Source organism: Parabacteroides sp. 52, assembly GCF_010500925.1.
In the GTDB taxonomy this organism is placed as follows: domain Bacteria; phylum Bacteroidota; class Bacteroidia; order Bacteroidales; family Tannerellaceae; genus QVMG01.
On record NZ_QVMG01000017.1, the window covers coordinates 1 to 15,936 of the forward strand.

Annotated in this window: 11 protein-coding genes; 8 read left to right on the forward strand and 3 right to left on the reverse strand. The window is 41.8% G+C overall.

Going from position 1 to position 15,936, the window contains the following annotated elements; translation table 11 throughout:
* Positions 1 to 77: 77 nt before the first annotated feature.
* The 3 genes from D0T51_RS09750 to D0T51_RS09760 form a co-directional block, all read right to left on the reverse strand.
* Entirely contained in the window at positions 78 to 1,016 is a 939-nt protein-coding gene (locus D0T51_RS09750) for a site-specific integrase (protein WP_163728654.1), read from the reverse strand.
* Positions 1,017 to 1,037: 21 nt separating this feature from the next.
* Positions 1,038 to 2,297: a site-specific integrase gene (locus D0T51_RS09755; protein ID WP_163728658.1), complete on the reverse strand. Its 1,260-nt coding sequence runs from the start codon at positions 2,295 to 2,297 to the stop codon at positions 1,038 to 1,040.
* A gap of 198 nt (positions 2,298 to 2,495) precedes the next feature.
* Entirely contained in the window at positions 2,496 to 3,407 is a 912-nt protein-coding gene (locus D0T51_RS09760; RefSeq protein WP_163728662.1) for an AraC family transcriptional regulator, read from the reverse strand.
* Between the two features lie 199 nt (positions 3,408 to 3,606).
* Between D0T51_RS09760 and D0T51_RS09765 the strand changes: the two genes are divergently transcribed.
* From D0T51_RS09765 to D0T51_RS09805, 8 genes are all read left to right on the forward strand, one after another.
* Positions 3,607 to 4,293, forward strand: a complete 687-nt coding sequence (locus D0T51_RS09765; RefSeq protein WP_163728665.1) for a TonB-dependent receptor plug domain-containing protein — start codon at positions 3,607 to 3,609, stop codon at positions 4,291 to 4,293.
* Between the two features lie 403 nt (positions 4,294 to 4,696).
* Positions 4,697 to 7,876 (forward strand): SusC/RagA family TonB-linked outer membrane protein, encoded by a 3,180-nt coding sequence (locus D0T51_RS09770; protein WP_239056777.1) that lies wholly within the window; start codon positions 4,697 to 4,699, stop codon positions 7,874 to 7,876.
* Between the two features lie 21 nt (positions 7,877 to 7,897).
* Complete coding sequence (locus D0T51_RS09775) at positions 7,898 to 9,796, forward strand: RagB/SusD family nutrient uptake outer membrane protein (RefSeq protein ID WP_163728668.1); 1,899 nt, start codon at positions 7,898 to 7,900, stop codon at positions 9,794 to 9,796.
* A gap of 308 nt (positions 9,797 to 10,104) precedes the next feature.
* The gene (locus D0T51_RS09785) at positions 10,105 to 11,475 is read left to right on the forward strand and encodes a Gfo/Idh/MocA family protein (RefSeq protein ID WP_163728671.1); all 1,371 of its coding nucleotides are present in this window, start codon (positions 10,105 to 10,107) and stop codon (positions 11,473 to 11,475) included.
* Between the two features lie 12 nt (positions 11,476 to 11,487).
* On the forward strand, positions 11,488 to 12,726 hold the full coding sequence (locus D0T51_RS09790; protein WP_163728674.1) for a PmoA family protein: 1,239 nt from the start codon (positions 11,488 to 11,490) through the stop codon (positions 12,724 to 12,726).
* Between the two features lie 6 nt (positions 12,727 to 12,732).
* Positions 12,733 to 13,629, forward strand: a complete 897-nt coding sequence (locus tag D0T51_RS09795; protein ID WP_163728676.1) for a PmoA family protein — start codon at positions 12,733 to 12,735, stop codon at positions 13,627 to 13,629.
* Between the two features lie 22 nt (positions 13,630 to 13,651).
* On the forward strand, positions 13,652 to 14,458 hold the full coding sequence (locus D0T51_RS09800) for an SDR family oxidoreductase (RefSeq protein ID WP_163728679.1): 807 nt from the start codon (positions 13,652 to 13,654) through the stop codon (positions 14,456 to 14,458).
* A 26-nt stretch (positions 14,459 to 14,484) separates the two neighbouring features.
* A complete protein-coding gene (locus tag D0T51_RS09805; RefSeq protein ID WP_163728682.1) occupies positions 14,485 to 15,885 on the forward strand; it encodes a putative oxidoreductase C-terminal domain-containing protein in 1,401 nt (466 codons plus the stop codon).
* Positions 15,886 to 15,936: the final 51 nt, after the last annotated feature.

A 15,936-nucleotide genomic window follows, 5' to 3' on the forward strand; every position in this document is an offset into this window, starting at 1 on the left:
ACCTCAAAAACAACTACAAAAATGACCTCGTTTTGAAACGCAACTTTAGGGGGTCACTTTAAATTGGCCGAAGGGGGTCACTTTCGATGGAATTTCCACCTGTCAAGAATCTGAATCGGAATATCCAGTAATGGGATATAAGAAGCCGTTCCCGTCTTTTGTCGGTTCAGAACAACCCACAAACTACCGTCTTCCTGCCGTTGGATATTGGAATGTTTCAGATTCCTCAAATCAATGGCAGTGATACCCGTAAATACACAGAAAATAAACATATCACGGGTGAAATTCCATGTAGCATGTTTCGTTTGCACCTGCATTAAGCGTTCTATTTCGTCATTCGTGAGCCACGGACGTTTAGGTATTATCTTTTCGGGAACGAAATCAAAAAACGGGTCTTGCCGTATCAAGCCCTTGTGCTTTGCCTTTGTTATGCAGGTACGGAGCGGAATCATATTACATTTAACCGTTCTTGGGGCCATTTGCAGGTCTATTTTCAAGTAAAAGGAATAGGCTTCAATAAAAGCAATATCTACTTGCCCGAAAGGTATATCGGTTACATTATATTTCTTGGAAAGAAAATCTTTCAAATGCCTGTAAGCATTGGGATATACTGGATAAGTCGATTCTTTTATCTTAACTCCAACGCTTTTCCGTTTTTCCTCCACCAGTTCCGCAAACTCCTGCATTAAGGTATTCCGATTTGTTCCGATACCACGCAATGCATTTTTCAGGGATTCGGCAGTAATGTAACCTTTGCTTTCGACCATTGCCTTGTAATGGGCGTTCAGTTCGGATTTATAGCTTTCTATCTGCTTGTTTATAGAAGCATTGGATTTGCCGATAGCCAAACCGTCCTGTGCGTTCCATTCATCGGGTAGGATATCCATTCCCGTGCTAAATGCTTTACTTTCCCCGTCCACGCTGATGCGCCCCATTATCGGACATTTACCTGACTTCTTTTTCTTGCTGGTATTGAGATAAAATAATATGCTGAATGTACTTCTGTTATGTTCCATGATTATTATAACTGAATATTATTACTGGTTATTGACTGGAAGATTGAATTTCCCTGCAAGGCGTTGGGATAGCCGTTTCATATCGTTACCGATTTTCTCGTTATTGACACGGGCGTAACGTTGGGTAGTCTGAATATTGCGGTGTCCCATCATTCGACTGACACTTTCAATCGGAACTCCCTGTGACAGGCATAATTGACTGGCAAAGCAATGTCGGGCAACGTGAAAGCTGACGTTGGTCGTTATATTACAATGCTTTGCAATAACTTTCAATGCATCCGAAATTCGTCTATGTGATAAAACATTAAAAACCGTATCATCTTTTCCCGTTCCGCTTATTCCCCGATATTTCTCCATAATACGGGTAGGTATATCCAGTAATTTGACGTTGAAAGGAATATCCGTTTTCTGTCTTGACATGGAAATCCACCGGCTACCGTCTTCTTCGGTTACTATATCTTTCCATGTAAGTTGCTTCAAATCTATGAATGACAAACCTGTGAACGCTGCAAAAACAAATAAATCACGGATAAAACTTTGGCTCGTAGATTTTAAAGGGGTTGATATAAGCCGTTCAAATTCTTCGGCGGATAAAGAGCGTTGTTGAAATTCTGGTTTTCCCAACTTATAGCCTAAAAATGGAGGATAGGTTATAATATTTCGGTGCAGGGCTATTCTTACTGCTTTTAGTAGCAAAGCGACAATAGAAACAATAGACTCCGCTTTCAGTTTGCGTTCCACCCGCAAATAGAAGTCGTAGGCTTCAATGAATGGCAGGTCTAACTGATTCAGCGGAATGTCCTGAATATGGTACTTTTCATTCAGGAAGCGTTTAAGGTTTTTGTAGGCGACATTATATTTCGGATAGGTGTTTGCCGAACGGTCAATGCCTATCCGTTGGCGAAATTCCTCTGCCATATCCTTGAAATGGACGAGCAGGGTTTTCTGTGCGGTGGCTATTCCCTGAAAAGTAATTTTGACTTCCGTAGCAGTAACCGTTCCCGTTCGGTGTAGAATTTCTTTGTAGTGGGAATGTATCAGGAGATTAATTTTATTAATCTCCCTATTGAGTTCAACGGCAATACGGCTTTTGCCGATTGCCCGCCCTGATTTGACATTCCAAAGCCGTTCGGAAACGCTTAGTTTGGAACTAAACTGGGCGATACTGTTTCCGATAATGATTTTACCGATTATCGGATAAGTTACACTTTCTCCGTCACTCCTTTTTTCAAGTCTGCTTTCTCGTTTGAGATAAAAAGACACTTTCAATTCATTACTCATAACACTCACATTTTTAAGTTGATAAAATTACTTCTTATGTGAGTTATTCGAACAATGTAAACCACAGACAGACAGTGTTATAGTCGGACACTATAGGTCATTGGATTGCCGTGTTTTGCTCCGTCAAAAATGGGTAACGTTATAGAGACGGAATGTTTGCTTTTTTATGCCGAAATAGGCATTTTAGCTACCCGGCACTCAAAGACAGAAACGGACATTTATCTTGATTATTAACCTGTTACCCTCTTTTGCTTTTCTTCGCTTTTTATCTTCTATTCCGGTAAAGCGTTTAAATATGCGGTTGAAATGGGTGATGCTGTTAAAACCACATTCCAGGCTGATTTGGTTTACATCCATGGAGCCGGTCAATAATAGTTGGCGAGCGTTTCCAATGCGTAAATTTAAGAGATAATCCATAAAGGTATTTCCGGTTTTTTCTTTAAAATAACGGCAGAAAGCCGACTTATTCATGGCGATGAGGGAGGCTATTTCTTCCAGGCTGATCTCTTTTTTGTAATTTGCAGAGACATAGGAAATGACTTTTTTCATACGGTAGTCGGTAAACGCGGTGTATGACTCGGAGAATTGCAGGCTGCCGAGTAATCTTTTTGCTTCCCATTTTCCCATCAGATCTAATAAAGTGATAAGGCTTGTGATTCTTGCGATGCCTGTTGTTTCGGGAAGGCTTTCTATTTGCCTGATAATGGGGTTATCAGGCAAGAGGGAGAACTTTATTCCTTGTTTGGATTCTTCGAATAGTTTTTTGATATGCGACATATCTTCATAATGTTGGATCGCATAAGAGATAAAGTTTTTTTCGAATTGAATAATAATGCCTTTTACCCGTAAGACTTCGTTTCCGGTTTTATAACTCGGATCGCTATCCATATAATGGCGGGTATCCGGTCCGGTCATAATAAGCGTGTGGGGGTGAAACTTTTCTACGCTATCTGCCACGTATTGTGTGCCTGAGCCTTCTTTTACATAAATGATTTCAAATTCACTGTGGAAGTGCATTGGGTAAGTAAAATGCTCATAATCAAATTCCCTGGCTATTATTGGGCTACCGGAATGGATATTTATATGTTCATGCATTAACTTTATACCCATATACATTCTTTTTTGTGCACAAACAAAATTAGCACATTTACCATCTCCTTTTTCTTTATGCAAATATCGTATCAGTATCGGTTGATATAGTGCCTATTGTGTGCGTGCATCTAATTTATATTTGTGAAATTATTTTAATAATCCGGCATGTGTTTGTTAATTTCTGTGTATGTGTTTGGCCGGTATAAAAAGGAAAATCATGAAAAAACTGTTGTTAATCCTAGTCTCTCTCCTGTTTTTGTATCCCATTTATGGACAAGACAGAAATGTGTCCGGGCTTATTGTCACCCGGGAAGGAAAACCTGCAAAAGGAGTCAAGGTCTCCGTATTGGATACACGTATCTCTACAAAGACGAATAAAAACGGGGAGTTCAGATTACGTAAACTGCGGTCTGATGACAGTATTCTTGTGCAGATAAACAAGGATTTGTATGCCCGGTTTCTATTGGGTGAAAATGAAAGAGTAAAGTTGGTTTTATCAGATGATTTATTGACAGTAGAACAAGAGAAAGGGCAGAGTATACCCGCTTCTTTATTATATGCTATGCATGTCCATGAAAACAGATCCGTTTCATTTGTCAATAGCCGCATGATAAAACGCAGTTCGGCAATCACTTTGGTAGATGTTATCAAAGAGATGTTACCGGGTGTAATCATTCAAACAGATGAAGATACGGGGCAAATCTCGGCTACGATGCGTGGGAAGAAGTCTTTGAATATGTCGAATGAATCGCTTGTGATCCTGGATGGAACAGAAACGACAATTCATGAAGCGAATCATAGTGTAGAGGCGGGAGCCATTGAAAGCATTGAAGTGATTAAAGATGGATTTGGCTATGGTGTGAAAGGCTCCAATGGAGTGATTGTGATAAAGACAAAGATATAAGCGAAGCCTTAGGATATGCGTCTCTTTTTATATCTATTTAACGATAGAATGCCTTTGTGCAAATATGTGTACTGAATCTGCTAATATAATGTAATCATGAGAGAACGAAGTCGCTTACTTTTGCTTTGTGTAAAATTTTCTTTAAAAGAATATATTTTACTTAAACAAAAAGAGTTCCATCTTCTTCTTGTTTTTTTATAGGAATAATAACGCTATCTGTTTGTGTAATTTATAAATAATAGTAAATGAAAATCGAGTTCAATTTTTTTTATTCTTGTTTTATGTGTGCGTGCACATATTGAAAACGATCGAAGTTAGAGCCTGGCTTTGATTCTATGCACATGCATAACCACACGTAGGCTAATAAATCAATCTTAATGTTTAATACTAAATTAAAATCAGTATGAAAATTAAATTTCTCTTACAATCTTTTACCTGTAGGATGCTCATAGCGGTATTCTTGCTGGGATTGTTTTTTGATGTTCAGGCACAAAATGCAAGTTCCCAGGGGGGGTATACGGTAACCGGAACAGTCACAGATGTCACAGGTGAGCCTCTTCTCGGCGTAAATATTATGCAAAAGGGAACCTCCAATGGGGCTATTACCGATATTGACGGTAAGTATTCCATCCGCTTAGCCAGTCAGAGTGGCACATTGACCTTTTCTTATATTGGGTACTTGCCACAGGATGTTACAGTAAACGCCAATGTATTAAATGTCGTGTTGCAGGAAGACTCTCAGGCGTTGGAAGAAGTTGTTGTTATTGGTTATGGTACGGCCAGAAAGAAAGATTTGACTGGGGCCATTTCAACCGTACGGGCGGAAAAGCTGGAAAATGAAGCGCCTCGTTCCGTACAAGATATTTTGCGTGCGAATAGTGCCGGTTTGAATGTGAGTATGTCTACCAATGCAGCCGGAACAGGTGATTTGCAGATTCGTGGTAAGAACACGTTGAAAGCAGGATCCAGTCCGCTTATAGTATTGGATGGTGTGATTTATCCCGGCGACTTGCAGGATATTAACCCGAATGACATACAAAATATTGACATTTTGAAAGATGCCAGTTCGGCTGCTGTATATGGAGCGAAAGCAGCCAGTGGAGTAGTGGCTATCACAACGAAAAAGGGGCGGACAGGTAAACCGGTCATTACGTTCAATACCAATATCGGATTGGTGGAGACGGCTAATTTGCCGAAAACATTGGATGCGGATGGCTTTTTACAGTTCCGTTATGATTATGAAGTAGGAAAGACAACGGCAGCGGATCTAGCTAAATATCCGGGTAAATTTACAGATCCCCGGAAGCTGGGAGACTTAGGTGTTGACCCTCTTGCTTGGTATAACTATACACAAAAGAATCCGGTAAGCTCTTTGCCTTCGGAAAAAGATATGATAACGGCGTGGTTGACTCGTCTGGAATTGAAAACTCCGGAAATCGATAATTATCTGGCTAACCGGATCACGAATTGGGATGATATTGTTTTCCAGACAGGTTTCCAACAAGACTATACGGCTTCTATTTCTAATCGTACGGATAATTTTTCTTATTATTGGTCGCTTGGATATACAGATCGTGAAGGGGTACGTGCTGATGAAAAGTATACGAACTTCCGTACGCGTTTGAATATGGAATCCAAGGTGACTAACTTCCTGACCGTAGGGGTAAATGCCTCATTCAACACACGGGATAATCTGTATATGCCTACCGATGATCAACGTATGATTGCCGATGTGGGTCAAAGAGAGAATTTATCACCTTTTGCAGCCAATGAAATAAATAATCCGGATAGTCCTTACCGTATGTATCCAACAGGGGATAATAATGGAAAGAATCCCTTTTATGATCCTTTGTTTAGAGATAAAAAGAACTTGAACCATTATTTCAATGCGAATATATACGGTCAATTGTTCTTGCCGTTTGGGATTGAATACCAAATGAATTTTGCTCCGTATTATCGATTCCATGAATATTATTTCCATGAATCCTCTCTGCATACAGAATGGAAGGCCAAGGGTGGACAATCGCAGCGAAAAGCCTTGAAAGAATTCAGCTGGCAGATTGATAATATTATCCGTTGGAAAAAAACATTCAACAGAGATCATAAAGTAGAGGTTACTTTATTGCAGAATGCAGAAAAGAAACAAAGTTGGCAGACTGTTGCGAACAATCAGGGATATTCTCCAAGTGACGTGTTGGGATATCATCGTTTGCAGGCAGGTACGGTGCCAACGGTTAGTAGTGAAGATAAGTACAGTACAGGAGATGCTATGATGGCTCGTTTGTTCTATTCTTTCCAGGATAAATATATGCTTACCGCTTCTGTGCGCCGGGATGGTTATTCTGCCTTCGGACAGGAAAATCCGAGAGCCACTTTCCCTTCTGTTGCTTTGGGGTGGGTGTTTAGCTCTGAAAACTTTATGGCAAAGACGGCTGATTGGTTGAATTATGGTAAGTTGCGTTTTTCTTGGGGAAAGAATGGTAACCGCGATATTGGACAATATGCAGCTTTGTCGGATATGGTCTCTGGTTCACATCCTTATATCGATCAGAACGGAAATGTGTATATTACTTCTCAGTTGTATGTAAACACAATGTCTAATAAAGGGTTGAAGTGGGAAAGTACTGCCGCTTATAACTTTGGTTTGGATTTCACTTTGTTTAATTTCCTTTCCGGATCAATGGAAGCTTATGTGTCTGAAACCAATGATTTGTTGGTGAACAGATCCTTGCCTGAGATTATCGGTTTCAATGATGTAATGGCTAACTTAGGTAAATTGGAAAACAAAGGTTTTGAGTTGACATTGAATGCCGACATTATCAATAATCCGAATTTCGGCTGGTCTTCTTCCGGTACTTTTTCTTTCAACCGTCGTAAGATCAAGAAACTCTACGGAGATATGGTCGATGTATTGGATGAAAAAGGCAATGTGATCGGACAAAAAGAAGCGGATGACGTGAAGAACAAATGGTTCATCGGACAAGATCCGGATCGTATCTGGGGATACGAACGTAATGGTGTATGGCAGTTGGGCGAAGAAGCAGAAGCAAAGAAATATGGACTTCAACCGGGTGATTTCAAGTATATAGATCAGAATGAAGACGGTGTCATGACGGATGACGATAAAGTATTCCAGGGATATACCACACCGCGTTTCCGTTGGTCTTGGAGAAATGAGTTTACATTTTATAAAAACTTTAGTTTATCTTTTATGATGTATTCTTACCTCGGTCAGTATGGTACCTATAACAGAGCGGCTAACGCATTGTCATTGGCAGACCGTAAAACATGGTATGACCAACCTCGTTGGACACCGGAAAACCCGACAAATGATTATGCACGTATCGGCTCTAAGAACATTGGAGATAACTATATCAAAAAGTCGTTTGTTCGTTTGGAGAATGTGACTCTGTCTTATAATATTCCTAAGAGTTTGCTGAAAAAAGTATCTGTTCAAAACATGCGTTTGTCTCTCAGTGTGCGTAATGCGGCTGTCTTTGCTCCGAATTGGGAATTTGGCGATGTAGAAGGTGGCGATATTACCCCCAGAACATATAACCTGAGTGTGAACTTTACCTTATAATAAATTAAAATCTGAGTAAATATGAAATACAATATAGTAAAAAACTGTGTCGTACTGACTTCTATGATGTTGGTGCCTTTCTTGAACAGTTGTAGCGAAAGCTGGCTCGATCCTAAACCGCTGTCTTTCTATACTCCGGAGAATTCTTATGTAGATGCCGCGGGTTTTTATTCGGCCCTTACCACTTGTGAGCGAAATATGCGGCACGAGTATTTTGGGGACGCTGCTCCGTTGATTACGGAAATGATTTTGTCGGATGTGGCAGTTGAAGGAACTACCGATAAGGCTGGACCTGCGATGAATATAGACGTTAGTTTATTGCCGGATGCTAAATTGAATGACGGTAACTATAACAAAGTCGGCTGGTACTGGTATGAAGGTTACAAAGGGATTAAATATGCCAATGTGGTTATTGCCCGTATTGACGATGCTACCTATAAGAGTGAAGATGAGCGCAATCAGGTATTAGGCAGTGCCTATTTCCACAGAGCCTATCGTTACTACAAATTGACCCATCAGTTTGGGGACGTTCCTTATCTGGATTGGGAAATCAACAGCCCTAAGTATGATTTCTATTCATACGACCGTTGGTCGATCCTGGAAAAGATGAAAGAGGATATGGAATTTGCCTATAAATGGGTACCAGAAAAAGTGGATAGAGGAAGAACTACCAAAGCCGCTTGTGGGGTGTTGTTAGCAAAGATTTGTATGGCTTTGGGAGATTTTGACCGTGCCATTGAACTGGGTAAAGAAATTGTCGCCAAGCATCCTTTGATGACTGCTCGTTTTACAGCCAATAAAAGCAAGCCCAACACGAATCTGATGCATGATTTGCATAGTGTGGAAGCTAAAATGGATATGGCAAACACCGAAGGACTGATGTATGTAGTTGCTTATCCGGAAGCGGAGGGATCTGCCCGTATAGAGCTTATGCGTAATGGGGTTCCTTATTGGGCTGCAGGGTATATCACTACTCCGGACAGTAAAAAAGGAACAGCCATTTATTTGGCAGCCGATGAAACGGATACAAAATTGGATAATAATGTGTTATATGGTCGCGGTATTGGTCGTTTACGTCCGACCAACTATTTCCAATATCAGATCTGGACAGAGAAAGAAAAGAATGACCTGCGTGGATGTTATAATAAAGATAGCTGGAGACGTATGGAAGACTTGTATTATAACGAGCCAAGCTTGAAGAAATCCGGCAACGAGTGGTATGGAAAGAATTTGGTGAAACCAGCGAATATGTCTGTTTCGGACTCTGTTCGTGCCTGGTTCTCCTGGCCTCATTACAAATTGTTTGTGCCGGATCCATTAAATGCAGAGAAAAAAGGAGGAGAGACTCCCTGGTATATTTATCGTTCGGCAGAAGTGTATTTGATGCTGGCAGAATGTTACTATTGGAAAGGCCAAACGACAGAAGCAGCTACGGCAATCAATGTGGTTCGTACGCGTGCCGGAGCAGATCCTCTGACGGCTGCAGATATTACAATCGGTGCTATCCTGGATGAACGTGCCCGTGAGTTGTATTACGAAGAAAACCGTCACGTAGAGATTACACGTATGGCTTATACATTTGCTAAAACGGGTAAAGCTTGTGAAGTATTTGGCGGTCGTACGTATAAATTAGACAATTTCTCTGGTCCGGGTGGTACAGGATCGAACGTAAAGCAAGAAGGTATCAACTTCTATTATGACTGGGTGGTTAAAAACAATAATTTCTATAACAAAGGAATTGTTACTGCTTATGCCGAATATAAAATCAGTGTGCATCATGTTTTGTGGCCGGTTCCGGCAAATGCAATCAATACAAACATGAAAGGGGTAATTAATCAGAATATCGGTTATCCGGGAGCTGAAAAGAATATAACGCCTCTGATCGTACCGAAAGAAGGAACTGTTTTAGGACCTCAATAAATCAAATTAATTAAAAGAAGATGGATCTATGTCCATCTTCTTTTTTTAGTTTTCTTTTTAAAATTGTTTTCGGTAATCAGAGGGAGTTATGTCAGTCTTTCGTTTGAATAGTTTGTTGAGGTGACAGGTAGTGTTGAATCCACATTCAATACTGATTTAAAGAAACTGTTGTAAAACACTAATAGCTTTGGCCGGATGCAAAAATAATATAGTTTTTTGCAAAAAAAATATGTTTAAAGGGAGATGTCTACGATTAATTTTGTAAGAAAGAATGAGATCATTTGAAAGTACTTATAATCGCTACAAATATGACTACAACACGAAGAGATTTTATTAAAAGATCATTATCAACAGGTTTGGGGTTAATTGTTGCTCCAACAATTGTACCGGCTTCCGTCTTTGGACCGCATGCACCTTCTAACCGCATTCTTATAGGAGCAATAGGAACCGGGCGCATATCTCGCGATCATGACATGCCGGGTGTATGGAAATATGATGATGTGCGGATTGTTGCCACATCCGATCTGGATCGTAATCGGCTTGCCGAATCAAAAACATTGGTTGAAGGCTATTACTCTAAAAAAATGGGTAAACCGTATACCGGAGTAACTACGTATGAAAATTACCAGGATTTATTGGCCAATAAAGAGATTGACGGGGTATTAATCAGTACGCCTGACCACTGGCATGCTAAGATGGCTATCGATGCCGTTCGTGCAGGAAAAGATGTCTATTTGCAAAAACCTACCTCCCTGACCATTGAAGAGGGGCGCAAGATGAGCGACGCCGTGAATGCGAGCGGGCGTATCTTGCAGATCGGAAGTCAACAGCGTTCAATGGAGCAATTTCGTGTGGCCTGCGAACTGGTTAGAAACGGTCGCATCGGGCAACTGCAGCGGATTGAAATCCGTCTGCCGGGAGACCCGTCGGGAGGAAACCCACAAGAGATGCCTATACCTCAAGGATTTAATTATGATGCCTGGTTGGGACAAACACCTTATGTCCCTTATACTGTGGACAGGGTACATCCGCAGAAGGGATACGGACGTCCAGGCTGGTTGCGTTGTGAACAGTTTGGTGCCGGGATGATTACCGGTTGGGGAGCCCATCATTTTGATATTGCGCATTGGGCGATGGATAAGGAATATTCCGGACCGGTAGAGATCTCGGGGAAAGCCGAATTTCCGACTTCCGGTTTATGGAATGTGCATGGGTATTATGAAACGGAGATGTTGTATGATAACGGAGTGATTGTTACAGGTACTACCGATAGCAAGGAGAAGCCCAATGGCGTTTTATTCACCGGAACGGAAGGTTGGATATTCGTCAGTAGAGGAGCTTATAGCGCTTCGGCCAATGATCCGGCATCCAATGCTACATCGCAGGCTTTGCAGGCTTCCGATCCTAAGATACTGAAGTCAGTGATAGGGGAGGGTGAGGTACATTTGTACCGGAGTTCAGACCATCATGGAAACTGGTTGGAGAGCATACGTACACGCAAACAGAATATAACGCCGGCTGAGGTGGCTCATCGTTCTTGTTCGGCTTGTTTGTTACAGCATATAGCGATGAAGTTAAATCGTAAATTGTATTGGGATCCCGTATTGGAACGGTTTAAAAATGATGATGAAGCAAATGCGATGATTGCCCGTCCACACAGACCTCCTTATAATTTTTAATAATTTATTCGAATGAGACATATTGTTTTTGTATTCTTTTTTCTCAGTTTGTTTACATGGGATGTCGTTGCCGGAGAGAAAGTGACCCTTGTTGTGCGCGCCGGTCGTTATGATCGTACGGACTGTGTTGTTGCTGCTGATTTGTCTGGCAGGCTAAAAGAGGTTTCTTCTTCGCTGCGATTGTATGAGGTGATAGGGAAAAAGAAACAATTTTTACCCTGTCAATTACAGAAAAAAACGGATGGTTCTGTTGTGCTTTATTTTATTCTTTCCGGAGATATGCCTGCGGGAAGTAGCCGTACTTTTATAGCGGAGGTGGTAAAGAAGAAGGCGCGGCAAAAAGAATTTATGGAAGTGGAGGATACACAGAGCGCTTTGATCCTGAAGAGGGAAGGAAAGGGTATTCTGCAATATAATTATACATTCACTTCACCTCCGAAAGGGGTAGATAAGGTCTTTGGCAGAAGTGGTTTTATTCATCCTGCATATTCCCCGGCAGGGCATGTGTTGACGAATATACAACCCCGGGATCATTATCATCATTATGGTATATGGAACCCCTGGACGCGAGTAGAGTATGATAAGAAGGTTTATGATCTTTGGAACCTGGGGGATAAACAAGGGACGGTTCGGGCTACGGGCATTCATGCTACTGTTGAAGGAAATGTGTTTTCCGGATATTCGGCCGGACTGGATCATGTTATTTTTTCTGCTTCCGGCGAGAAGGTGATTATGGGTGAAGAAATGGTTGTTAGAGCTTGGAATACCCCGGAAGCTTTTATGTGGGACTTTGATTCGTTTTTGTCTCCATCAACAGCGTTGCCTGTTGTCATAAAGGCTTATCGGTATGCAGGCTTTAGCTGGAGAGGAACTGAAGAGTGGACAAAAGAAAACTGTGAAATGATGACTTCCGAAGGAAAAAGCCGTCAACAGATAGATGGATCGATTGCCCGCTGGATATATACTACCGGACAATGTGGGACGGATCGTGCTGGCATTATGTTTCTGGCACATCCTGATAATTATAATAGTCCCGAACCTTTACGTATCTGGGATGAAAATGCCAACGGCGGGCGAGGAGATGCTTTTATGAATTTCTCTCCGACAAAAAATAAGGATTGGGAATTGAAACCGGATAAAACGTATGCCCTTCGTTATCGTGTGTTGACCTATGATGGGGAAATGACACCTGAACGGGCAGACCGGCTTTGGAATAGCTTTGCTTATCCTCCCGAAGTAGAAATAAAATAATGACGTATGAAAAAAACAGTGATCTTTCTTTTATCCTTTTTGGCAGTACCTTTACTGTATGCGCAGGGACAGATGGTTTCTGCTACGCAGGTAGGTAACCGGATCGATGTGACCATAGGCAATCAGTTTTTTACCAGTTATCGTTTTCAACCGGATGAAAAGTATCCCTTCTTTTATCCTGTTAACGGGCCTTTGTCGGGTGGCAGTGTTACTTCTATGCGTAATGGGGAGTATCCGCACCATAGCTCTTTGTTTTTTGCTTGCGACCGGGTGAATGGAGGCAATTATTGGCAGGAAGGTCTGAACAGGGGACGGATCCTTTCTATAGGAGCCCGTATTTTGGAGGCCAAAGGTGAACGTGTGGTGATTGAAGATGAATGTATATGGAAACGTCCGGATGCCGAAGCACCGATAAAGGATCGGCGCAGGATAACAATTACTGCTCCGTCCAAAGAATTGTATCAAATGGATTTTGATATAGAGATGGAGATGTTGACGGATGTAACGATCTTGAAAAGCAATCACTCTTTGTTTAGTGCCCGTATTGATCCGGATCTTTCCACCAAACAAGGCGGTGTAATGATCAACTCGGAAGACAAACAAACCGAAAAAGGAACTTTTGGCGTGCCGTCTCCCTGGATCGACTGTTATGGGGAACGGAAAACGGGAATAGAAGGACTTGCCATTCTGCAGCATTCATCCAATAAATGGTATCCGTCACCCTGGTTTACGCGTGATTATGGTTTTATTTCTCCTACCCCGATGTATTGGCCGGCAGATGATAAGATGACAGTATTGAAGAAAGGGGAAATCGTTTCTCTTCGCTATCGGGTGTTAATACACGGGGGCGATAGTGAACAGGCCAATATTTCCGGCCTTTTTGAAAAATATAAAGGAGAATAATACGTTCTAAAGAAAAAAACAAATGAATATAGATTTAACAGGTAAAGTCGCCGTTATTACAGGAGGCGGTGGCGTATTGGGAGGTAGTATAGCGAAGAGCTTGGTAGAGAATGGTGTGAAAGTCGCTGTTATGGATATTCGCCAGGAGCAATTAGACAAGCGGGTGAAGGAATTGGAGCCTCTAGGGGAGGTGATCGGTATCCAATGCAATGTATTGGATATGCAAAGCCTGGAGGCGGCATGTGAAACGCTTCAGAACCGGTGGGGAACTGTGGATATCCTGGTGAATGCGGCTGGAGGGAATCTTCCCGGAGCAACCCTGACGGAAGAACAGACTGTTTTTGATATGAAAGTAGAGGATTTCAATCGGGTGACCGATCTGAATATGAATGGTACAGTTTATCCTTGTCTGGTCTTTGGAAAGGCTATGGCAGAAAAAGGAAGTGGTAGTATCATTAATATTTCTTCCATGGCTACTTATTCGGCGATTACCCGTGTGCCGGGTTATTCGGTGGCTAAAAGTGGAGTGAGTATTTTTACGCAATGGCTGGCTATGGAGATGGCATTGAAGTTTAATGAAAAAATACGGGTGAATGCCCTGGCTCCGGGGTTCTTTATTGGCGATCAGAACCGTGCTGTATTAATAAACCCGGATGGCTCTTACACGGAGCGCAGCCGTAAGGTTTTAGCCCGCACCCCCATGAAACGTTTCGGTGACATTTCAGAGTTAAATGGTTTGGTTCATTTTTTGTGCTCGGATCATGCCAGCTTTATAACCGGAACGATTATTCCAGTAGATGGAGGTTTTAGCTCGTTTAGTGGAGTTTAATATAAATAGATAACGAAAGAATTGAAATGAAAGGAAATCTCATTATTACTATGGTAGTTGTTGGACTATTGGCTTCCTGTGCAGAGAAAAAGACGAAAGAAGAGCCCTTTACAGGAAAAGCGGGAGAGGTGAGGCTGATAACGCTTGATCCCGGGCATTTCCACGCCGCATTGGTGCAGAAAAGTTCCTATCCGCAAGTCGCTAAAGATGTATATGTGTATGCCCCCGAAGGAGATGATCTGAAAGAACATCTAAAGAAAGTAGAGGCCTATAACAAACGGGAGGATTCTCCTACCTCCTGGCAGGAGATTGTTTATACAGGACCGGATTTTCTGGAGAAGATGCTTGCAGAAAAAAAAGGCAATGTAATGGTGACAGCCGGTAATAATGGAAAAAAGACAACCTATATTCAGAAAACGCTTGCGGCCGGCATACATGTGTTGGCAGATAAACCGATGGCTATAAATAAGGCGAACTTTGAAATCCTGCAGCAGTGTTTTGAGGTGGCTGCCGAAAAAGGTGTTTTGTTATATGATATCATGACCGAACGGTATGAGATCTCTACGATTCTGCAACGGGAACTTTCTTTGATCCCGGCTATCTATGGCGAACAGACACAAGGGACGCCGGAAGATCCTGCTATTGTAAAAGAAAGTGTGCATCATTTCTTTAAAACAGTATCCGGGAATCCGTTGATTCGTCCGGCATGGTTCTTTGATGTGGAACAACAGGGAGAAGGAGTGGTGGATGTGACTACTCATCTGGTTGATTTGATACAATGGGAGGCTTTCCCGGAGCAGATCATCGATTATCAGAAGGATATAGAATTACTGGATGCCAATCACTGGACTACTCCTGTTGATCTTGCACAATTTAAAGAGGTAACAGGTTTGAATGCCTATCCGGATTATTTGAAAAAAGATATAAAGGATGATGTTTTACAGGTATATGCAAATGGAGATATCGTTTATAAGATAAAAGGGGTATGTGCCAAAGTATCTGTTATCTGGAATTACACCTTCCCTGAAGGTGGAGGAGATACGCATTATTCGGTGATGAAAGGGAGTAAGACCAATTTGGTGATTCGCCAGGGAGAAGAGCAGGGGTATAGGCCCGAACTCTATGTGGAAGCAGTTGCCGGTGTCGATGTGAAAGCGTTGGAAAATGAGCTTTTACTCTCTTTTGAGGCAGTAAGCGATAAGTATCCGGGGGTCTCTTTGGAAAAGACCAGTGAAGGGAACTGGCATGTAATTATACCTCAAAGTTATCGAGTGGGGCATGAAGCGCATTTTGGGCAGGTGACAGAAAACTTTTTGCACTATTTGCAGAAGGGCTTACCGGAATGGGAGGTGCCTAATATGTTGACGAAATATGCGATTACCACCAATGCTTTAGAGATGGCAAAAGCCAAAACGCAAATGAAGTAAGGTCGAATCTATAGATTCAAACCAATAAAAAGCCCCGGGAAAGAATTTCTT